The 18,681-nt window shown below is 64.0% G+C and carries 21 protein-coding genes; 7 read left to right on the forward strand and 14 right to left on the reverse strand.

Annotated features, from left to right (window positions below):
- The first annotated feature begins 281 nt into the window (after positions 1 to 281).
- From DFR48_RS01285 to DFR48_RS01295, 3 genes are read left to right on the forward strand one after another with little or no spacing between them, the layout of a single operon-like run.
- The gene (locus tag DFR48_RS01285) at positions 282 to 782 is read left to right on the forward strand and encodes a type III secretion system chaperone family protein (RefSeq protein ID WP_112690798.1); all 501 of its coding nucleotides are present in this window, start codon (positions 282 to 284) and stop codon (positions 780 to 782) included.
- Between the two features lie 3 nt (positions 783 to 785).
- On the forward strand, positions 786 to 1,598 hold the full coding sequence (proC, locus tag DFR48_RS01290) for a pyrroline-5-carboxylate reductase (protein WP_114361348.1): 813 nt from the start codon (positions 786 to 788) through the stop codon (positions 1,596 to 1,598).
- Complete coding sequence (locus DFR48_RS01295; RefSeq protein WP_114361349.1) at positions 1,595 to 1,954, forward strand: tRNA-binding protein; 360 nt, start codon at positions 1,595 to 1,597, stop codon at positions 1,952 to 1,954. Before proC ends, DFR48_RS01295 begins: the two co-directional genes overlap by 4 nt.
- A gap of 12 nt (positions 1,955 to 1,966) precedes the next feature.
- On the opposite strand, the gene DFR48_RS01300 is transcribed toward DFR48_RS01295, so the two are convergent.
- The 4 genes from DFR48_RS01300 to DFR48_RS01315 are packed head-to-tail and all read right to left on the reverse strand — an operon-like array spanning position 1,967 to position 5,208.
- Positions 1,967 to 2,554 (reverse strand): DUF1349 domain-containing protein, encoded by a 588-nt coding sequence (locus DFR48_RS01300; protein WP_114361350.1) that lies wholly within the window; start codon positions 2,552 to 2,554, stop codon positions 1,967 to 1,969.
- Positions 2,555 to 2,576: 22 nt separating this feature from the next.
- Complete coding sequence (locus tag DFR48_RS01305; protein ID WP_114361351.1) at positions 2,577 to 3,956, reverse strand: ATP-binding protein; 1,380 nt, start codon at positions 3,954 to 3,956, stop codon at positions 2,577 to 2,579.
- Between the two features lie 37 nt (positions 3,957 to 3,993).
- Entirely contained in the window at positions 3,994 to 4,695 is a 702-nt protein-coding gene (locus tag DFR48_RS01310; RefSeq protein ID WP_114361352.1) for a response regulator, read from the reverse strand.
- Complete coding sequence (locus DFR48_RS01315; protein ID WP_114361353.1) at positions 4,696 to 5,208, reverse strand: MarR family winged helix-turn-helix transcriptional regulator; 513 nt, start codon at positions 5,206 to 5,208, stop codon at positions 4,696 to 4,698.
- 326 nt (positions 5,209 to 5,534) lie between these two features.
- Here DFR48_RS01315 and DFR48_RS01320 point away from each other — a divergent pair, with 326 nt between their 5' ends.
- Positions 5,535 to 6,182 (forward strand): MBL fold metallo-hydrolase, encoded by a 648-nt coding sequence (locus DFR48_RS01320; RefSeq protein ID WP_114361354.1) that lies wholly within the window; start codon positions 5,535 to 5,537, stop codon positions 6,180 to 6,182.
- A 67-nt stretch (positions 6,183 to 6,249) separates the two neighbouring features.
- Here DFR48_RS01320 and DFR48_RS01325 read toward each other — a convergent pair whose 3' ends face one another.
- From DFR48_RS01325 to DFR48_RS01350, 6 genes are all read right to left on the reverse strand, one after another.
- A complete protein-coding gene (locus DFR48_RS01325) occupies positions 6,250 to 6,663 on the reverse strand; it encodes a BA14K family protein (protein WP_114361355.1) in 414 nt (137 codons plus the stop codon).
- Positions 6,664 to 6,811: 148 nt separating this feature from the next.
- A complete protein-coding gene (locus DFR48_RS01330; protein WP_112690789.1) occupies positions 6,812 to 7,027 on the reverse strand; it encodes a cold-shock protein in 216 nt (71 codons plus the stop codon).
- Between the two features lie 444 nt (positions 7,028 to 7,471).
- Positions 7,472 to 8,362, reverse strand: coding sequence for a DMT family transporter (locus DFR48_RS01335; RefSeq protein WP_114361356.1), 891 nt, complete (start codon positions 8,360 to 8,362; stop codon positions 7,472 to 7,474).
- Between the two features lie 96 nt (positions 8,363 to 8,458).
- A complete protein-coding gene (locus DFR48_RS01340; protein ID WP_114361802.1) occupies positions 8,459 to 9,607 on the reverse strand; it encodes a PQQ-dependent sugar dehydrogenase in 1,149 nt (382 codons plus the stop codon).
- 101 nt (positions 9,608 to 9,708) lie between these two features.
- Complete coding sequence (locus DFR48_RS01345) at positions 9,709 to 10,080, reverse strand: hypothetical protein (RefSeq protein WP_147273497.1); 372 nt, start codon at positions 10,078 to 10,080, stop codon at positions 9,709 to 9,711.
- A gap of 302 nt (positions 10,081 to 10,382) precedes the next feature.
- On the reverse strand, positions 10,383 to 11,312 hold the full coding sequence (locus tag DFR48_RS01350; protein WP_114361358.1) for an EAL domain-containing protein: 930 nt from the start codon (positions 11,310 to 11,312) through the stop codon (positions 10,383 to 10,385).
- A 221-nt stretch (positions 11,313 to 11,533) separates the two neighbouring features.
- Between DFR48_RS01350 and DFR48_RS01355 the strand changes: the two genes are divergently transcribed.
- Positions 11,534 to 12,736, forward strand: coding sequence for a pyridoxal phosphate-dependent aminotransferase (locus DFR48_RS01355; protein ID WP_114361359.1), 1,203 nt, complete (start codon positions 11,534 to 11,536; stop codon positions 12,734 to 12,736).
- A 72-nt stretch (positions 12,737 to 12,808) separates the two neighbouring features.
- On the opposite strand, the gene DFR48_RS01360 is transcribed toward DFR48_RS01355, so the two are convergent.
- Complete coding sequence (locus DFR48_RS01360) at positions 12,809 to 14,008, reverse strand: OpgC family protein (RefSeq protein WP_114361360.1); 1,200 nt, start codon at positions 14,006 to 14,008, stop codon at positions 12,809 to 12,811.
- A 336-nt stretch (positions 14,009 to 14,344) separates the two neighbouring features.
- Between DFR48_RS01360 and DFR48_RS01365 the strand changes: the two genes are divergently transcribed.
- Positions 14,345 to 14,611: a DUF2188 domain-containing protein gene (locus DFR48_RS01365; RefSeq protein ID WP_114361361.1), complete on the forward strand. Its 267-nt coding sequence runs from the start codon at positions 14,345 to 14,347 to the stop codon at positions 14,609 to 14,611.
- Between the two features lie 173 nt (positions 14,612 to 14,784).
- On the opposite strand, the gene DFR48_RS01370 is transcribed toward DFR48_RS01365, so the two are convergent.
- A complete protein-coding gene (locus tag DFR48_RS01370; protein WP_425359230.1) occupies positions 14,785 to 15,678 on the reverse strand; it encodes a LysR family transcriptional regulator in 894 nt (297 codons plus the stop codon).
- 99 nt (positions 15,679 to 15,777) lie between these two features.
- Here DFR48_RS01370 and DFR48_RS01375 point away from each other — a divergent pair, with 99 nt between their 5' ends.
- On the forward strand, positions 15,778 to 16,791 hold the full coding sequence (locus tag DFR48_RS01375; protein WP_210205950.1) for an NAD-dependent epimerase/dehydratase family protein: 1,014 nt from the start codon (positions 15,778 to 15,780) through the stop codon (positions 16,789 to 16,791).
- Between the two features lie 44 nt (positions 16,792 to 16,835).
- Here DFR48_RS01375 and DFR48_RS01380 read toward each other — a convergent pair whose 3' ends face one another.
- Positions 16,836 to 17,948, reverse strand: coding sequence for an alkene reductase (locus DFR48_RS01380; RefSeq protein ID WP_114361363.1), 1,113 nt, complete (start codon positions 17,946 to 17,948; stop codon positions 16,836 to 16,838).
- 89 nt (positions 17,949 to 18,037) lie between these two features.
- Entirely contained in the window at positions 18,038 to 18,331 is a 294-nt protein-coding gene (locus tag DFR48_RS01385; RefSeq protein ID WP_114361364.1) for an ArsR/SmtB family transcription factor, read from the reverse strand.
- Positions 18,332 to 18,681: the final 350 nt, after the last annotated feature.

Below are 18,681 nucleotides of genomic sequence, written 5' to 3' on the forward strand. Positions count from 1 at the left end.
CAGAGTCGTTTAAGTCTACTTGCCGATATTGTGGAACCGAACCTGTCCACAGTCCCGTCGGCCGAAACGCATTTCTGGGCTGGTACTTCGACTTCGCCATTATACACTGATTTTAAATGATGATTCGAAACGGGCCATCACAAGTTTCGGGCAGGGTGCCTATGGTGTCCTGATGGTCGCGGGGGAATCATTCCCAGTGTTGTTTCCGGCAGGATGATGTCTGTTCGTTTGTGTGCCACCACGCGAATTGTCGCCTTTCGCTCCGGTCAAGAAGGTGCTGCATGAGCCTTATGGAAATGGAATTTGAACGTCAGTCCAATCCGGTTGACATGATCGAGTTCGTTGCAGCCAACAACGACTGGTCGTTCGAGCGCTCGGGCGAAGACGAAATCGCCATGACGGTTGAGGGGCGATGGGCGGACTACCACGTCTCGTTCTCCTGGATGGAAGAGTTCGAGGCGCTTCATCTCGCCAGCGCCTTCGACATCCGCATTCCCGACTCCCGTGTCAACGAGGTCATCCGGCTCCTCTCCTACATCAACGGCCAGGTGCTGATGGGGCATTTCGACCTGTGGCGGCAGGAGGATGTCATCATCTTCCGCCAGTCGCTGCTGCTCGCCGGCGGCGCCGAGCCGACCAACCGTCAGGTCGAGGTCCTGCTTTCGAGCGCGATCGACGCGTGCGAAGCCTATTTCCAGGCCTTCCAGTTCGTCGTGTGGTCGGGCATGGACGCCAAGAGCGCCATGGACGCGGTGCTCTTCGAAACCGCCGGAGAGGCCTGATCCATGGCTGCGACCGGCAACATCGTCCTCGTCGGCGCCGGCAACATGGGCGGTGCCATGCTGGCGGGATGGCTGAAAAGCGGCATTCCGGGTTCCTCGATCACGGTCATCGATCCCGGTCCGTCCGAGGCCATGCTGGCGCGGATCCGGGAAGCGGGCGCCACCTATACCAGCGAGGTGCCGCAGGGGCTTTCGGTCGGCATCCTGTTCCTTGCGGTCAAGCCGCAGGTCATGGGTGCGGTACTGCCGCCGCTGAAGTCACTGGTCGGCCCGGAAACGGTCGTGGTCTCGGTCGCGGCCGGCAAGACGCTCTCCTTCATGGAGAGCCATCTCGGCGCCGCGCCGATGGTGCGCGCCATGCCGAACACGCCGGCCATGGTCGGCCGCGGCATCACCGGCGCTTTCGCCAATGCCGGGGTAAGCGAGGCGCAGCGGCAGGTCGTCGACGGCCTGCTCAAGGTTTCCGGCCCGGTCGAATGGGTATCCTCCGAAGCCGACATCAATGCCGTTACCGCGCTCTCGGGCAGCGGCCCGGCCTATGTCTTCTATCTCGTGGAATGCATGGCTGAGGCAGGTCGCAAAGCGGGCCTGCCGGCGGACCTCGCCATGCGCCTTGCACGGGAGACTGTCTCGGGGGCTGGTGAACTGCTTCACCAGTCCCCAGACGACGCTCAGCGTCTGAGGCAGAACGTCACCTCGCCGGGCGGCACGACGGCGGCCGCACTTTCCGTCCTGATGGCCGACGACGGCATGCAGCCGCTCTTCGACCGGGCGGTCGAGGCCGCCCGCAAGCGCGCCGAGGAGCTCGCCGAATGAGCGAGGCAGAGGGAACCAGCGAACTGATCAGCTACAGCGATTTCGAGAAGGTCGACATCCGCGTCGGCACGATCATCGAGGTCGAGCCGTTTCCCGAGGCCCGCAAGCCGGCCTGGAAGCTCAAGATCGACTTCGGCCCCGGGATCGGCGTGAAGAAATCCTCCGCCCAGATCACCGTGCACTATGGCGCAGCCGAGCTCGTCGGCCGTCAGGTTCTCGGTGTCGTCAATTTCCCGCCACGCCAGATCGGCCCCTTCCGCTCGGAAGTGCTGACCCTCGGCTTCGAGGACGAAACCGGCGCCATCGTGCTCGCCGCCGTCGAACGATCCGTACCGAACGGCCGCAAGCTGATGTGAGGCCGTCCGGCCTCAGTGGATGTCGCGGCTGAGCGGGTCCGTGAGCACGAAGCGGTGAAAGGTGACTTCGAAGCCGGCTCTCTGCGGCGAGCAGGCGGTCACGCCGACCTCCAGCGATTTCAGTTCCGGCGGAAAGTAGCCGAGTCGTGCCATTTTCCAGGTATCCGGTTCCGAGAGCCGGTACTGCACGAACAGCGCATCCGCGAGACGGGTGACGCGGGCTTCCACCGGACCATTTCCGTCGGGCAAGGCGAAGGCCGACCAGTCCGAACGGCCGGCGACGGTCACGACCGTGCTGAAATGGCGGCAGCCGTCGGTAAACTCGACACCGCATTTCATCCAGTTCTCCGCGTCGTGGCGCAGCATCAGGCCGGCCTGATCGTATAGAGCCTCGTAGCGGCCGGTGAAGGCCGTCTCCATGGTGAAATCGCCGTCGCGGCGGCGGTGAAGGAAATGGCCATTGTCACGACGGAAGCCGTAATAGGTCCGCTGCCAGAAATCGGTCCGGTCACCCGTCGCTAGCCGCAGATCGCCGGCCGCGATCTCGAGCAGAGGAGGCGGATTGAACCAGCTCATGCCGTTCCAGTTGCCGATCGTCATGCGTCTGCCCCTTGCCGTTTGATTATGCCGGAACGCGCACCGTCGCCCGAAGGCCACCGAGCGGGCTGTCGCCGAGGGTGATGTTGCCGCCGTGGCTGCGGGCGATGTCGAGGGCGATCGCGAGGCCGAGTCCCGTTCCCGAAGAGTCGAGATTGCGCGCGCTGTCCAGCCGGAAGAAAGGTTTGAACACCTCCTCCCGCATCTCCGGGGCAATCCCCGGCCCATCATCGTCGAAGGTGATCGTCAGCCATTTGGCGCTGTGCTTCGCCTCGATGTCGAGGCGATGTGCGTAGCGGCCGGCGTTCGAGGCGAGATTGCCGACGAGCCGGGCAAAGGCGTTCGGGCGCATGATGACGTCGTCCTCACCCTCGATCGTATAGGAGAGCGCCTTGCCTTCGCGGGCGAAGTCGTTGCGCAGTTTTTCGAACAGCGTGCTGAGCTGCAGCGAGCCGACATCCTCCTCCGCCTCGCCGCGCGCGAAGGCCATGTAGCCTTCGAGCATGGACTGCATGTCCTCGACATCCTTGTTCATGCTTTCGAGTTCGGGATTGTCGCCCGCGAGCGCAAGCTGCAGCTTGAAGCGGGTGAGGATCGTGCGCAGGTCGTGGCTGACGCCGGTCAGCATGGCGGTGCGCTGCTCCATCTGGCGTTCGATGCGCTCGCGCATCAGGATGAAGGCGAGACCGGCACGGCGGACCTCGTCGGCGCCGCGCGGAACGAAGTTCTCGGCCTTCTGGCCCTTGCCGAAACTCTCGGCGGCGCGGGCGAGCGCCAGGATCGGGCGGATCTGTCCGCGCAGGAACAGGATCGAGATGACGATCAGCACCAGCGAGGTCCCGACCATCCAGACGAGGAAGATGTGGGTGTTCGAGGCATAGGCCTGGTTGCGCCGGGCGAAGATGCGGAGCGTGCGCTCCTCGAGCTTGATGCGGATTTCCACCAGACGGGAATCTCCCACCGTGTCGATCCAGAAGGGCCGGTGAATCTGGTTTTCGATCTGGTCGCTCAGGATCTGGTCGAGGATGGAGAAGAAGGGTTTCGGGCGCGGTGCGGGCAGTTCGCCGCCCGGTTCCAGCGAAATGGTGAGGTTCATCTTCTCGCGGGCGATGCGGACGATGTTTTCAAGGTCCTGCTCGCCCGGATAAAGTTCGATGAACTCGATGATCGAGGCGATGTCGCGCGTCACGGCCGCCGAAAGGCGATCCGTTACCATCTGCCAGTGGCGTTCCATGAAGACGAAGGCGAGCACCGTCTGCAGAATCAGCATCGGCAGGATGATGATCAGCAGCGACCGCGCATAGAGCCCTGTCGGCAGCCGGTGCCGCAGCCAGCGCGAGAACGCCCGGTAGCCGCTGCCGCCGGGGCGTTCGTGATCTCGCCGGATGGTGTCGAACAGAGCCATGATGTCCTTTACCGTCGTGGTGCTGTCCGGCGTTCGCCTAGTCCATGCTGAGGCGGTAGCCGATGCCGCGCACCGTCTGCAGCCAGGCCGGGTTGGCCGGGTCGTCCTCGATCTTGCGGCGCAGCCGGTTGATCTGTACGTCGATCGTCCGCTCGCCGACCTCGGTGTCGTTGCCGACAAGTTCGTGCCGCGGGATGGTGTCGCCGGCACGGCTGGCGAAGAGCACCATGATTTCCTGCTCGCGGTCGGTCAGGCGAATGAGTTCCGACGCCTTCTTCAGTTCCCGTCGCGAGAGCGAGAAGGTGTAGGGGCCGAACATCACCTGTTCGATCTTCGGCGCATCGGCGACGGTGTTGCGCCTCAGGATGTTGTTGATGCGAAGCACCAGTTCGCGCGGATCGAAGGGCTTGGCGAGATAGTCGTCGGCGCCCGCTTCGAGGCCGGCGATGCGCGACTCCGCCTCCGAACGCGCCGTCAGCAGGATCACCGGAATGCTCTTCTCGTCGGCAATGCTGCGCGTCAGCGAAAGGCCGGATTCGCCCGGCATCATCACGTCGAGGACGAGAAGGTCGAAATTCAGCCCCTCGAGCTTGCGCCGCGCCTCGCCGGCATCCGCCGCAACGGTGATGCGGAAGCCCTGTTCCGTCAGGTAGCGGTGAAGCAGGTCACGAATGCGCGTGTCGTCGTCGACCACGAGGAGATGCGGTGCGTCGTCAGCAATCGTCTTCTTTCTTGCCATTCATTCGTCTCCGGACGTCTGCGGCTCGCCGGCTGCCGGTGTTTGGGTCATGCCTTCCAGGAACCGTTTCACCGCCTCCCTCATCTCGGGGGTAAAGCCCTCGAGTGCTCGTGATATGCGCAGTGATTGCGGTTGCGAGAGGGCAAGGGCGAGTTCCCGGCCGGCAAGGGTCGAATAGAGCCTGCGCTGGCGGCGGTCCGCCGGACCGGCGATCTGGCGGATGTAGCCGGAATCGATGAGTTCCTTCAGCACGCGGGCAAGGCTCTGCTTGGTGATCTGCAGGATGCCGAGGAGGTCGGCGACCGTCATGCCCGGTCGGCGGCTCACGAAATAGACGACGCGGTGATGGGCGCGGCCGTAACCGATCTTGGCGAGGATCGCGTCCGGGTCCGAAACGAAATCGCGGTAGGCGAAGAACAGGCGTTCGATCGTGTCGAAATCGATCGTCGTGTCGTCGACGACCGGCATTTGCGGAAGTTCCTTCCTGGCAGTCTTGCCCGCAGACTGTCGCATGACTTTCTCGTTTCCTTTCATTCGGCTGTCCGGCATCCGCCGGCAGGTCTCGCATCGGCGCGCCGATGTCGCGGCCAAAACTAAGCGGAGATCACCGGAAACACCAATGAAATTAGCAGAATCGCACAGTTTCGCGGGTGAGGGTGGCCTCGTGCGGCCGTGGCGGTGGTGGCTGCTTCCGGACCTTCGGCGAACGGGGAAGACATCCGGTCGCCCGCCAAACGGCGAGGAGGGTGTCGAGCCGGCAGGCTTCGGTTTTCGTTTCCGGCCAGACATGTTATGCGCCGTAGCGAACAGACGCGAGACCGGAGCTTCGAGAGAACGCCATGGGACAGTTGCAGGCCGGAATCATCCCGGTCACACCCTTCCAGCAGAATTGCACCATCCTCTTCGATTCGCAGACGAAGGAAGGGGTCGTCATCGATCCCGGCGGCGATGTCGATGTCATCCGGCAGACCATTGAGCGCAACGGCATCACGATCAGGGAGATCTGGCTGACGCACGGTCACATCGACCACGCCGGCGGCGCCGACGAACTTCGGGAGGCGCTCGGGGTTCCGGTCGTCGGTCCCCACGAGGACGATCTGCCCTTGCTGCAGAATCTCGAGAAACAGGCGCTGATGTTCAATGTGCCGATGCAGGTGCGCAACGTGATCCCCGACCGCTGGTTGAGGGATGGCGACCAGGTCTCCTTCGGCGAGCACGTCTTCGAGGTCTACCATTGCCCGGGCCACGCGCCGGGACACGTCATCTTCTTCAACAGGGCGCAGAATTTCGCCCATGTCGGCGACGTTCTGTTCAACGGGTCGATCGGCCGGACCGACCTGCCGGGGGGCGACCACCAGACGCTCCTGAATTCGATCAGGGACAAGGTCCTGCCGCTCGGAGACGATGTCGGCTTCATCTGCGGCCACGGACCGGGTGGCCGGATCGGCGAGGAACGCCGCACAAACCCCTATCTCCAGGGGCTCTGAGGTTTCCCGAAACGAACGATGCGCCGGCGAGGCGGCGCATCGGGCATTCAACACTTGGGGTCGCAGATCAGCCGGCGGTGCAGAAGTGCTCGCGGCCGTCATAGCCGACATAGGTGCCGGAGCGCGGGTTGAAGCTGCGGTAGCGGTCAGAGCAGTAGCGGTACCACTGCGGCGACCAGGGCTCGAGATCATAGGTGACGTAAGTGCGGCGGGGGGGCGCCGGATATTCGTCCACATAGGCCGGCTGGGGCTCGACGTAGACCGGCGGACGCTCGACATAGACCGGGTCCGGCTCGACGTAACGCGGCTGGCTTGCCAGCGCGCTGCCCGCGGCAACACCGGCTGCCAGTCCGACGACGCCTGCGATGATCGCGGCATCATTGCGGTGGTGGCGATGACCGGCCAGGGCGGGGCTCGAAGCCGACACTACGACGGTCGCAACCGCTGCCGACAAGAGGGTGAATTTTGCGAACTTGGTCATGGCGTTGCCTTCCTGCGTCTGCGACTCTCGTCGCACTGTCTTTCCGACGATGAGGAATAGTTAACGCAGCCGACCTGAACGCAAGCTGAACAAAAAAACCCGGCAGTTATGCCGGGCCGCTACGCGAAGACGAAAGCCGTCGTGAAGATCAGCCTGCGATCTGCAGGTTGACTGCCTTCGGGCCCTTGCCGCGACGGTCCGGCTCGGTGTCGAAGCTTACTTTCTGGTTTTCGCTCAGACCGGTCAGTCCGGAAGCTTGAACGGCGGAAATGTGGACGAAGATGTCCGCGCCACCGTTGTCGGGCTTAATGAAGCCGAAGCCCTTGTCGGTATTGAAGAATTTTACAATGCCAGTCTCGGCCATGCGTCAGGTCCTTTTCTCTCTGCCCGAAATCGCGGGCAGCATTGCAAGTTCACCCCAATTCGGAGTGGTGCAGGCGCGTCTTGACGCAGGAGGAAAGGAACCCCTCTTAAACAACCAAAAAACGCCGAACCAGTCCTGTCGACCGCTTCGCCGCTCGGCTGCCCGGATATCTTTTGCGCATCCGGAGCGCATTGGTTCTAAGGTCTTCCCGTGCTCGTAAAACTGCCCGAACGGCGCAACAGTGCTTTCTTTATAAAAGATTGGCAAGCGAAACTTTTTGGACGACGACGACCAACGCATTGTAGCCATAAGGTTTTATGGGATTTCATTGAAATCCTTCGTCATTTTTACGAGTTTTCGCGGGCTAGCCCAAAAGGGTTATATCACGCGGGCAGCACTTCCTTCGCCGGAGTGCCAAGAATCGCATACCCGACGCGCACCTTTTCAGGCGGTCGCTACCCTGCGGCGCGTCAGCTCCGGCACGAGTTCAACCATCAGCATCGCCGCAAACATGATCGCACATCCGGCGTAGCCGATCACCGGAAGCGAATCACCCATCAGGATGGCGCCGAAGAGCGCTCCGAAGAGGGCCTCGGATGAAAGGAAGATCGCCGCCTGCGGCGCCGTCGTGTAGCGCTGACCGATGATCTGGAGGACGAAGGCGAGCCCGGAAGAGAGCAGGCCCGCATAGAGGATTTCGGTGAGCGAACCCGTTATGGCATCGACCGTGATCGGCTCGAGGATCGCGCCGCCGAGGCTGCCACCCAGCGCGCAGACGCCGAACTGGAGGGCCGCCAGCGCGAGCGGCCTGCCGCTCCTCCCGACTGCGATCGGCGTCAGGGTGATCTGGACGGCGAAGAGCACGGCGCAGACCATGATGAGGAGGTCGCCGTCCGTCAGGCCGGAGAGGGAGCCGCCGCTCAGGAGCAGGATGCCGACGAGCGTCAACGCCGCCGCGGGCCAGATGATCCAATGCGGTTTGCGGCGCAGGATCAACACCGCGATCGCAGGGACCAGGACGACGTAGAGCCCGGTGAGGAAGCTCGCATTGGTGACGGTCGTCGTCTTGATGCCGATCTGCTGCAACGTCTGGGCGCCGAAGAGGACGGCGCCAATAACCACGAATGCGCCGATGTCGCCGGCTGCCAGCGGTCGCGCGGCATTCTTTGCCTCGCGCCAAGCGAAGGGGACGACGGCGAGGAAGGCGAGACCGAAGCGAATGCCGTTGAACCAGTTCGGCCCGAGCATGTCCATGGCGCTCGACTGCGCGACGAAACCGCCACCCCAGATGGCGGCGGCAAGCAGCAAGATCAGGTTGGCCTGAATTCGTGACATCGCGGACAGGCTTTCTCTCGGGGAGGTTCGAAGGCGGCAAGAGTTATCAGGAGGTCTCCCGGGCAGCAAGCGCCGGCGGCAGGCAAGCCGCCAGGGTCAGGGCGCGCCGGCGCGGGAAACCCGCAGAAGTGCACCGTCGTCCTCGTCGGTCACCAGCAGCACCGCACCGTCGGGCGCGACCTTGACGTCTCTCAGCCTGCCGAATTCCCCCTCGAACAATCGTTCCTCGTGGGCGGGAGTGCCGCTGTCGTCGCGCTCGATGCGCGCGAGCAACTGGTACTTGAGCGCAGCGACGAGGAAATTTCCCTCCCATTCGAGGAACATCTTGCCGTGATAAACGTCGATGGCGCCCGGCGCGATCGACGGATCCCAGTAGTAGATCGGTTGTTCGTAGCCTTCTGCCGCCTGCCCGATACCGATCTCCGCGCCGGAATAGTGCTTGCCGTAGGCGATCACCGGCCAGCCGTAGTTCTTGCCGGCGGTCACGGCGTTGATTTCGTCGCCGCCGCGGGCGCCGTGCTCGACCACGAAGAGCTTTCCGTCCGCGGGATCGATGACGGTTCCCTGGGGATTGCGGTGGCCGATCGACCAGATTTCATGGGCGGCCGTCTCGCTTCTGGCGAAGGGGTTGTCCTGCGGGATGCTCCCGTCCGGCTCGATGTGGAGGATGGAGCCGGCATGGTCGCGCGGGTCCTGCGCACGGTCCATCTCGCCCCGCTCGCCGATGCCGAAGAAGAGGCTGCCGTCGGCGGCGACGGCGATCCGCGAGCCGAAGTGGACCTCGGTCTCCGTGAAGCGGTTCATCTGGAAGATTCTGGTGAGGTTGTCCAGGCGATCCTCGTTCTGTGACAGGGTGGCGCTGAAGAGTGCCGTGCCCTGTCCGCCGGGGCCGGGGATGGAAGCGGTGAAGTAGAGCTTGCGGCTGCGGGAAAAGTCGGGCGCGAGGGCGACATCGAGCAGGCCGCCTTGCCCTTCGGCGTAGACCTTCGGCAGACCGGAGATCGGCTCGCCGACCTTGCCGTCGCGGATGATCCGCAGGCGTCCCGGTCGCTCGGTGACGATATAGGCCCCGTCCGGCAGGACTTCGACGGCCCATGGATGGTCGAGGCCGCCGGCGATCTTCGTGACCTCCAGCTCGGCCTTCTGCGAGGGATACTCCTCGGCGAAAGAGGAGGAAGCGCCGAAGCCGAGCAGCGGCAGGACCGCTACGAGTATTCGTGTGTCGAACGATCGTCTGATGTGCATGACGCCTCCCATTCCCGCCGTTGTCGCTTCCTCCATTCCGAATATTGGAGAGCGGTGACAGATTGGCAAGATCGTCGTCGGCGACGAGCCGACGACGCGCCCTATCGGCCGCGGCGTTTCCGCTCTGCCTGGACGAAATCACGAATGCTGCGGCGCCACAGGGAGACGCTGGCCGATGCCATCCCGACGAAGCCGATCATCATCAGCGCCATCAGCAGGCGCCGGTCGACCGACCCCATGACACCGGCGCTCTGTGCCCGGACCGCCGGCGTGATCGAGCCGGTGATGAGTGGCGAGATGTCGGGCTCCGGCGCCTCGGTGATGCCGGCGGAGGGCGGGGCGGGGGTGCTCGGCCCCGGAGGCGCGGGAGCCGCCTGTGCAACGGTTACCTGCATGGCGGCGCGCGCGGGCGTCCCGGCAAGGCCCACCCCGGATGGAAGCAGGAGGACTGCGGTGAAAAGAACGGTTGTCATACCCGCACGCGTTCTCTTGCGTGCGGTCTTTCCTTCGTTGTCGATCAGCATGACTGAAGCCCTCGGGGACGCATCTTGCCTCCCGGTCACGAAGCTCGGCCGACACGGCGGACGGTAGACGGGCGTCGGAAATGGGAAGCTGGTATTTCGCAGGCGCCGACGTCCTGTTTGCCGGATCCATTCGGATAGTGCGCCGCCTTTGTGGACATCTCCGGGACGGGAATGTGGCGCCGGTGTGTCTTTCCGCGGCAATTGCGCGGCAGGCTTAACGCTTCGTCAACGCCGTGCGCCGGTCGCCGTCGTCAGCTGCGGCGCTTGCCGAAGACGGGCGTGGTCCGCTGGGGCCCCGCCTTCGCGGCGGGCTGGGTCGTCGCAGGGATCGCCGCCTGCGCCGGGGCCGGCAGGTCCGGGTGGCGGTCGGCGAGCGGAAGGATGATCTCGGGATATTCCGCGTTGAAGTTCGTCGGAGCGATTTCGGGCCTGGCGAGCGCATAGCCTTGCATCAGCGACACGCCGAGTTCCTCGCAGAGGTCGACCTGCCAGATCTCTTCGAGGCGTTCGAGGATCGTCTCGGTGCCGTGCTCGGAGAGTTGCCGCACGACCACGCGCAGCAGCGCGAAGCCCGCGGAATTGTGCATGTAGTCGCGCACCCAGTCGCCGTCGAGCCGCACGAAGTCGGGCCGCAGTGTGCGGACCCGCTCGATGTCGGTGTCGCCGGCGCCATGGTCGGTGAGCGAAACGCGGAAGCCGGCTTCCTTGAGGCGCTCGACGTGGCGTGTCAGCCGCGGAAGTTCGATCCCGGATGCGCCGGAGATGTCGCAGATGACGCGGCCGGGTTCGAGCCCGGCACTGTGGCTTGCCAGACGAATGCGGTCGAATTCGACGCGCAGGCGCGTCGGGTCCGGATAGAGCGCCGGGTTGAAGCTGACGAGGGCCATGGCCCGTCTTCTGTGCAGCAGGCCGGCATTCAGAATGTGGATGGTCCGCAGCAGGCTTTCGATTTCCGGGAGGTCGTTCGGCTCGACCAGCGGGAAGAAGTGCGCCGGCGCGAAGGGCTCGCCATTGCGTTCCGCGCGCACCAGACCCTGGAACGAATGGATGTCGAGCACCTTCGGGGAGAGCCGGCGGAACACCGGTTGCAGCGCGCACCTGAGAACAAATGGGCCGTAGACGGTCGACCAGGCGCCGTCCTCGCCCCGGACCAGATTGTTGAAGATGCTCGGTGTGGTCATTCAGAACGGCCCGCACGGATGAAATTCTGCACGCATGCCTCAGTTCTAGCGCGGAAGGCTTACCTGCCGATTAATTGCGCGGCACGTCCGCCGGCCTTGCGTTTTCCCGGCGCTGACGCCGGATTGGGCTTGAAACAGCGGAGTGATTTCGCCATAGAACTTGAACCTGGAGCCCTGCACCACGAGGTTCCCCCGTTCAACAGCTTCAGGACACACAAATCATGGCATTTCTCGCCGACGCCCTTTCGCGCATCAAGCCTTCCGCGACCATTGCCGTCACGCAGATGGCCCGGGACCTCAAAGCCCAGGGTAAGGATGTGATTTCGCTGTCGGTCGGCGAGCCGGATTTCGATACGCCGCAGAATATCAAGGATGCGGCGATCGCGGCCATCCAGCGCGGCGAGACGAAGTACACGCCGGTTTCGGGCATCCAGCCGTTGCGCGAGGCGATTGCCGCCAAGTTCAAGCGCGAGAACGGGCTGGACTACAAGCCGAGCCAGACGATCGTCGGTACGGGCGGAAAGCAGATTCTTTTCAACGCCTTCATGGCGACGATCAATCCGGGGGATGAAGTCGTCATCCCGGCACCTTACTGGGTGTCCTATCCGGAAATGATTGCGCTGTGCGGCGGCACGCCGGTCTTCGTCGAGACGACGATCGAGAACAATTTCAAGCTGACGGCCGAACAGCTGGAAAAGGCGATCACGCCGAAGACCAAGTGGTTCATGTTCAACTCGCCGTCGAACCCGTCGGGTGCTGCCTACAGCTATGACGAACTCAAGGCGCTGACCGACGTCCTGATGCGGCATCCGCACGTCTGGGTACTGACGGACGACATGTACGAGCATCTCGTGTTCGGCGATTTCGTCTACTACACCCCGGCGCAGGTGGAACCCGGCCTCTACGACCGCACGCTCACCATGAACGGCGTTTCCAAGGCCTATGCGATGACCGGCTGGCGTATCGGCTACGCCGCCGGCCCGATCGAGCTCATCAAGGCGATGGACATGATCCAGGGTCAGCAGACCTCCGGTGCCTGCTCGATCGCCCAGTGGGCCGCCGTCGAGGCGCTCAACGGCCCGCAGGACTTCATTCCGATGAGCAAGAAGGCCTTCGAGGAACGTCGCGACCTGGTCGTCTCCATGCTGAACCAGGCGAACGGCCTCGTCTGCCCGAAGCCGGAAGGCGCTTTCTACGTCTATCCGTCCTGCGCGGCGCTGATCGGCAAGAAGGCTCCGTCGGGCAAGGTCATCGCGACCGACGAGGACTTCGTCATGGAACTGCTCGCGACCGAAGGGGTTGCGACCGTTCACGGCTCGTCCTTCGGCCTCGGGCCGAACTTCCGCGTCTCCTACGCGACCTCGAACGACAAGCTCGAGGAAGCCTGCCGCCGCATCCAGCGCTTCTGCGCCGACTGCAAGTAATCGGCCGGACGACAAGAACCGGAAAGGGCGGGGCCTCGCGGCTCCGCCCTTTTTCTTTGGAGTATAGGCGCCTCAGCTTGCGACGCTCGGCGCCGGGCTCGAGGGCGGGCCGAGGAAACGGTCGCGCTCCCGCCAGAGGGCCGGCAGGCTGAGCAGCGCCAGCGCGCCGAGCGCGATCATCGTCTTGGTGAGCTGGGTCAATTCGCCGGTGCGTCCGTCGAGATAGAAGATCACGTAGACGATCAGCACGTGCCAGACGTAGATCTGCAGGGAATGCCGCCCGAGGAGCTGCAGATAGTTCAGCGAGAAGAGGCCGGTCAGCATCGACGCGATCCGGCGGATCACCGCCCGGTGATGGCGGGGTCCGGCGATCAGCAGCCAGGCGACGCCATAGGCGGCGGCGGCGAAGTTCAGCAGGTACACCGGTCCGAAATCGGCGCGGATCTCCATCAGTCCGAACTTCTCGAGAACGAAACCGGGCATCAGGTTATGCGCCGTCAGGAGCCTCAGCGGCAGGAAGAAGAGGCAGACGGCGAGCGACATCTTGGCGAGAAAAGTCTGGTCGGGACGAAAGACCTCCTTCCAATCCACCTTCTTCATCGAGGTCAGCGTGCCGGCGATGATCCCGGCGAAGAAGATGATCTGCCAGCCGAGCAGGTTGAAGCTCGCGCGGATGCCCTCCTTCTGTGGCGTGGCGCCGAGCCAGCCGTCGAGCGGATAGGTGACGAGGCGATGCAGGCCGAGCTGGCCGGTCATCCAGACCAGCAGCGAGGTGATGGCGACGGTCCGCCAGCGGCCGTCGAGGCAGAGCCGGATCACGAACGGCGCCACGGCCATGTAGACGATGTATTGCGGCAGGATGTCCATGAAGGTCGGCTGGAACAGGAAGGCCGCGATCGTGCCGAGCCGCAGCGGATCGTCGAACCGGGTACCGCCGAGCCAGTCCTTCCAGATTGCCGCTGCACCCGGCAGCAGGTGCTGCAGCAGAAGTATGACGAGCACGATGCCCATAGCGTAGCGGTAGAGTTCGAGGGCGCGCGTCCACAGCCTCTCGCGACCGGCGGCATAGCCGCTCTTCAGCATCTTGCGTGCGTAGACCATGCCGGTCAGCAGCCCGGAAAGAAAGACGAAGCCCTGGGCGTCCTCGACGAAGGCGAGGTTGCGGTGATTGATCTGGACGAGCCACAGCCCGCCGGCGAAAACCAGATGGTTGAGCAGCATGAAGACGAGGAAGTAGCCTCGCATGCCGTCGATGAGGTCCAGTCTCTTCAATAGCCGTGCTCCCGACTTGCTTCGCCCCATCCCGCGCGGAAGCGTTGTTGTCGCGCATTTTGGTCAGATTGCGGCGCAGCACGCCGGTGGCTGCAAGGAATGGCCGAAGAAACGGCCGGTGCGGACCGAGAGTTTCGGACGCTCGCGCGGAAGTGATCTCGTTTCCCGGAGCGCCTCGTGAAGAAAGGGGCGTCGTACCGCCGCAGGCATCTTGCAGGCTGTTCCGGACAAAGCCTTTTCGGCGTATCATGATCCTCGTGCCGCTCCCGCAATTTGCAGATCGGCGGCTTTGATGAGATAGTGCCGTGGGCGAGAAAACGCATCCAGGAGACATGCATGGTCAAGGTCACCTACGAAATCGTGCCGCACGACGGTGGATGGGCGTACAAGCTTGGTGATGTCTACTCCGAGACCTTCGCCAGCCATGACGAGGCGCTCGAAGCTGTCCGTATCGTGGTCCAGGAACAGCAGGTCGGCGACGAGCCGGTCGAGATCAGCTACCAGGACGAGTCCGGCAAGTGGCGCGAAGAGTACAGCGACGGCGGCGACCGGCCGGAGGTCGAGATCATAGACCGGTTCCGTCCCGGCGAGGCTTCGGTTTAAGCTCGCCGGCGACCTGATCCGTGCCTTCAGTCCCGCGACGGACGACGCCACGCCCGCCGTGGCGATCTGGCCTTTCCATCGAGTTGCATCAAGGAGATGGCGGCATCAGCTCATGCCCGATGACAGCGTCTTCCGAGGCGGTGGGGTTCTGCACCCACGCCCGGATCTGACCGCTATTTTTCGGCGATATAGGCGAGCAGCCCGTTAACAAGCGCGTCGAAGGTGACCCGGAATCGCGGTGTCGTCTTCAGGTCTTCATGCATGACGACGAAGGTCTCGAGCTTCAGGTCGAGCGCTCCGGCAAGCAGCCCGACAAGATCCTTGTCGCGGCGGGCGAGCCCCGTCTGGCACATGCCGATGCCGATGCCTGCACGGATCGCCGCCAGTTGGGCAAGGTTGCTGTCGGTGCGGAAGGAAAAATCGAGTGCTGCGAAATCCGGCTTCTCCCGCAGCAGTGCGTGCACATAGGCGAGTTCCCGGTCGAAGCCGATCAACCGGTGGCCGGCAAGGTCTTTCAGGCTTGCGGGTGTGCCGTGTCGCGCAAGATAGTGGCCGTGAGCGTAGAAACCCAGCGGAATCGCGCCGACGTGCCGGCTGAGGAGCATCTCCTGCCGGGGCGCGGTCATGCGCACCGCGACGTCGGCTTCCCGGCGCAGCAGATCCTCCACCGCGTCGGAGAGCGAGAGTTCGACCGAAAGTCCCGGATGGCTCTCCTGAAGCTCGGCGAGGATCGGCGGCAGCACCTCGACTCCCATCACCTCGCTGGCGCTGATGCGCACGGTGCCCTTCACCTCGCCAGGCGCCGCACTTGCTACCCGCGCCAGTGCCGCGGCGGTGGCGGCCATCGTCTCGGCGTGGCGTTTCATCTGCAGCGCCGTCTCGGTCGGCAGCAGGCCCCGCGGCGTACGCAGGAAGAGCGGCGCGCCACTTGCGGCCTCAAGCGCGTCCATGTGGCGCCCGACCGTCGGCTGGGTGAGGCCGAGGGCGCGGGCGGCGCCGGAGAGCGACCCTTCCTCCAGGACGGCGAGGAAGGTGCGGTAGTGGTCCCAGCTTTCGGTTTCCTTCATCATGCAAATATGTATAGCCGATGAACGAAATATCGCAATTCCGTATGTCTCTGCCGTGACGCATGCTTCGCTCATCTCGACGACACACGGAGCAGGATGATGACCGAGGAACTGATTTCACGACCCGTCGCGCTGGTTCTCGGCGCAGCGGGAAGCATCGGTAGTGCCATGACTGCGAAGCTCGCCGCCCGCGGTTACCGCGTCCGCGCGCTGCACAGGAATGCCGCGGCGATGGCGGCGCGCAATCCCTCGATCGACTGGCGGCAGGGCGATGCCATGAACCGCACCGACGTCGTTGCCGCGGCGGAAGGCGTGTCGCTGATCGTGCATGCCGTCAATCCGCCCGGTTACCGCGACTGGGCGCGTCTGGTGCTGCCGATGATCGACAACACGATCGCCGCGGCGAAGGCGGCCGGTGCGCGCATTCTGATGCCTGGCAACGTCTACAATTTCGGTCCCGACGCCTTCCCGGTCCTCGACGAGGACAGCCCGCAGCGGCCGGCGACCGTGAAGGGCAAGATTCGCGTCGCGCTCGAAGAGCGTCTCGAAGCCGCTGCGGCAGAGGGCGTGCCGGTGATCATCGTCAGGGCAGGGGACTTCTTCGGACCCGGCGCCGGAAACAACTGGTTCGCCCTGGGACTCGTCAAGCCCGGGGCGCCGCTGAAGGTGGTCACACTTCCGGGAGCGCCCGGCATCGGTCACCAGTGGGCCTATCTGCCGGATGTTGCGGAAACGATGATGCAGCTCGTCGAGCGCGCCGATGGTCTGCCGACGTTCGCACGGTTTCATATGGAGGGCGTCTTCGATGCGGACGGCCTGCAGCTTGCCGAAGCGATCCGCCGCGTCGTCGGTGACCCGAGGCTGCCGCTCCGGCGCTTCCCGTGGCTCTTCGTGCGTTTCTCCGCGCCGTTCGTACCGCTCTTCCGGGAGATCATGGAGATGCGCTATCTGTGGCGGGAACCGCTGCGGATGAGCAACCGGCGCCTCGTCGAGGTGCTCGGTGCCGAGCCGCACACGCCACTCGATTTGGCGGTCGCCGAGACGCTGGCAAGCCTCGGCTGCCTGCCGGCTCGACAGAAGGCGGACGGGCGGCTCGTCGCCGCCCGCGGTTGAGCATTTCGGTTGCCCCGCGACGGACGCTGCGGGGCATGCCCTCCTCAGGGGAGGAAGGGGTAGTCCGTATAGCCTTCGGCGCCGCCGCCGTAGAAGGTGGCGCGGTTCGGCGTGTTGAGTTCGGCATTTTCCCGTAGCCGCCGCACGAGATCCGGGTTGGCGATATAGTCGCGACCGAAGGCGACCATGTCCGCATAACCGCTCGCCACGGCGGCCATGGCGCTGTCGCGATCGTAGGCGTTGTTGACCATCCAGACGGCCTTGCCGCCCTTGCTGCGATAGGCCGCCTTCAGTCCGGCCCAGTCGAAGGGCTTGTCGCCCTGCCGGAAATCGCGGTCGCCGCCGGTTGCACCTTCGATCACATGGATGAAGGCGAGGTCGAACGCCGCGAACTGTTCGACGAGATGGTTGAAGAGCGGCTGCGGGTCCGGGTCGGAGGCGTCGTTGGACGGTGTCACCGGCGAGATGCGGATGCCGGTACGCTTGCCGCCGATTTCCTTCGTCACGGCAGCGACGACCTCCAGCGCGAAGCGGACGCGGTTCTCGATCGATCCGCCGTAGGCGTCGGTGCGGTGATTGGTGCCGGAGCGCAGGAACTGGTCGATCAAGTAGCCATTGGCGCCGTGAATCTCGACCGCGTCGAAACCGCAATCGATCGCGTCATGGGCGGCGCGGCGGTAGTCCTCGACGATGCCGGGGATTTCCGAAAGTTCAAGCGCCCGCGGCTCGGACGTGTCGGCAAAGGCGCCGCTGCCGTCCTCACCGATAATATAGGTCTTCGACTTGGCGCGGATCGCGGAGGGGGCGACCGGTGCGCCGCCGCCCGGCTGCAAGGAGGTGTGGGAGACGCGGCCCACGTGCCAGAGCTGGACGGCGATGTGGCCGCCGGCCTGGTGAACGGCGTCGGTCACCTTCCGCCAGCCGGCGAGCGCCTCCGGCTTGTAGAGGCCCGGTACCTGGGCGTAGCCCTGGCCCTGCTGGGTGATCGCGGTGCCCTCGCTGACCAAGAGGCCTGCCGTCGCGCGCTGCACGTAATAGGTGACGTTGAGGTCATTCGGGATTGCACCCGGCGAACGGTTGCGGGTGAGCGGCGCCATCGCGACGCGATTGGGCAGGTGCATATCTCCGAGCTGGATCGGATCAAAGAGCGTGGTCATGGGATGATGCCTTTCGGAACGGAAGGAGGCGGCTCATCCGCCGATGGGAGGAGGGCGGGACGACCGTCGCGAGGGGAGAATGGCAGGAATCAGAGTTTCGAGGCAAGGGCGCTGAGGAACGCGCCGATGGTTTCTTCGTTGCGCTTGTAGAAAACCCACTGGCCGACGCGGGTGGAGGAGAGCAGGCCCGCCCTCTGCAGCGTCGAAAGATGCGTCGAGACGGTCGACTGCGAAAGCCCGCACCGCTCGAATTGCCCGGCGCTCACCCCGATGTCGAAGGGATGCTGCTGGCTCTCGAAGTGGTCATGCGGATTCTTCAGCCAGGTCAACATTTCGATCCTGGCCGGATGAGCAAGCGCCTTGAGGACTTCGTCGAGGTTCATTTCCGTCGTTTCCCTTTCCGCGTCTCCCGCGTTGACATATGAGCCTGCGCCCGAGAATCAACATCTGCGAATGCGATATATTTCGAAAATACGAGATAGCGCCAGCCCCGAAGGGGAGCGGAAAAGGACAAAAAAAGAGGGCCACCGGATCGCTCCAGGGCCCTATAAGTGTGAAGGTCAAAAAAACCTCCAGAGGGGAACAGCTGCTGCGGTGGAACTGGGAGGAAAAGCCACCATGTGCATCAGCTATGTGCGATATGGTCGTTATTTGTGCAGTGAACAATGCATTATAATGCATGTCTGGCATGCACATGTTGCAGACCTTGCAAAATCCGCACGCACCGCGCGAA

Origin of the sequence: Ciceribacter lividus, assembly GCF_003337715.1 — a bacterium.
In the GTDB taxonomy this organism is placed as follows: Bacteria; Pseudomonadota; Alphaproteobacteria; order Rhizobiales; family Rhizobiaceae; genus Allorhizobium; species Allorhizobium lividum.

What these genes read in the sequence shown, in the direction of transcription:
- DFR48_RS01350 (WP_114361358.1), bottom strand. Translation starts at nt 11,312, where the DNA reads ATGACCACACCGAGCATCTTCAACAATCTGGTCCGGGGCGAGGACGGC.
- DFR48_RS01295 (WP_114361349.1), top strand. Translation starts at nt 1,595, where the DNA reads ATGAGCGAGGCAGAGGGAACCAGCGAACTGATCAGCTACAGCGATTTC.
- DFR48_RS01345 (WP_147273497.1), bottom strand. Translation starts at nt 10,080, where the DNA reads ATGACAACCGTTCTTTTCACCGCAGTCCTCCTGCTTCCATCCGGGGTG.
- DFR48_RS01285 (WP_112690798.1), top strand. Translation starts at nt 282, where the DNA reads ATGAGCCTTATGGAAATGGAATTTGAACGTCAGTCCAATCCGGTTGAC.
- DFR48_RS01315 (WP_114361353.1), bottom strand. Translation starts at nt 5,208, where the DNA reads ATGCGACAGTCTGCGGGCAAGACTGCCAGGAAGGAACTTCCGCAAATG.
- DFR48_RS01325 (WP_114361355.1), bottom strand. Translation starts at nt 6,663, where the DNA reads ATGACCAAGTTCGCAAAATTCACCCTCTTGTCGGCAGCGGTTGCGACC.
- DFR48_RS01370 (WP_425359230.1), bottom strand. Translation starts at nt 15,678, where the DNA reads ATGAAGGAAACCGAAAGCTGGGACCACTACCGCACCTTCCTCGCCGTC.
- DFR48_RS01355 (WP_114361359.1), top strand. Translation starts at nt 11,534, where the DNA reads ATGGCATTTCTCGCCGACGCCCTTTCGCGCATCAAGCCTTCCGCGACC.
- DFR48_RS01305 (WP_114361351.1), bottom strand. Translation starts at nt 3,956, where the DNA reads ATGGCTCTGTTCGACACCATCCGGCGAGATCACGAACGCCCCGGCGGC.
- DFR48_RS01375 (WP_210205950.1), top strand. Translation starts at nt 15,778, where the DNA reads ATGACCGAGGAACTGATTTCACGACCCGTCGCGCTGGTTCTCGGCGCA.
- proC (WP_114361348.1), top strand. Translation starts at nt 786, where the DNA reads ATGGCTGCGACCGGCAACATCGTCCTCGTCGGCGCCGGCAACATGGGC.
- DFR48_RS01320 (WP_114361354.1), top strand. Translation starts at nt 5,535, where the DNA reads ATGGGACAGTTGCAGGCCGGAATCATCCCGGTCACACCCTTCCAGCAG.
- DFR48_RS01380 (WP_114361363.1), bottom strand. Translation starts at nt 17,948, where the DNA reads ATGACCACGCTCTTTGATCCGATCCAGCTCGGAGATATGCACCTGCCC.
- DFR48_RS01340 (WP_114361802.1), bottom strand. Translation starts at nt 9,607, where the DNA reads ATGCACATCAGACGATCGTTCGACACACGAATACTCGTAGCGGTCCTG.
- DFR48_RS01335 (WP_114361356.1), bottom strand. Translation starts at nt 8,362, where the DNA reads ATGTCACGAATTCAGGCCAACCTGATCTTGCTGCTTGCCGCCGCCATC.
- DFR48_RS01365 (WP_114361361.1), top strand. Translation starts at nt 14,345, where the DNA reads ATGGTCAAGGTCACCTACGAAATCGTGCCGCACGACGGTGGATGGGCG.
- DFR48_RS01330 (WP_112690789.1), bottom strand. Translation starts at nt 7,027, where the DNA reads ATGGCCGAGACTGGCATTGTAAAATTCTTCAATACCGACAAGGGCTTC.
- DFR48_RS01385 (WP_114361364.1), bottom strand. Translation starts at nt 18,331, where the DNA reads ATGAACCTCGACGAAGTCCTCAAGGCGCTTGCTCATCCGGCCAGGATC.
- DFR48_RS01310 (WP_114361352.1), bottom strand. Translation starts at nt 4,695, where the DNA reads ATGGCAAGAAAGAAGACGATTGCTGACGACGCACCGCATCTCCTCGTG.
- DFR48_RS01300 (WP_114361350.1), bottom strand. Translation starts at nt 2,554, where the DNA reads ATGACGATCGGCAACTGGAACGGCATGAGCTGGTTCAATCCGCCTCCT.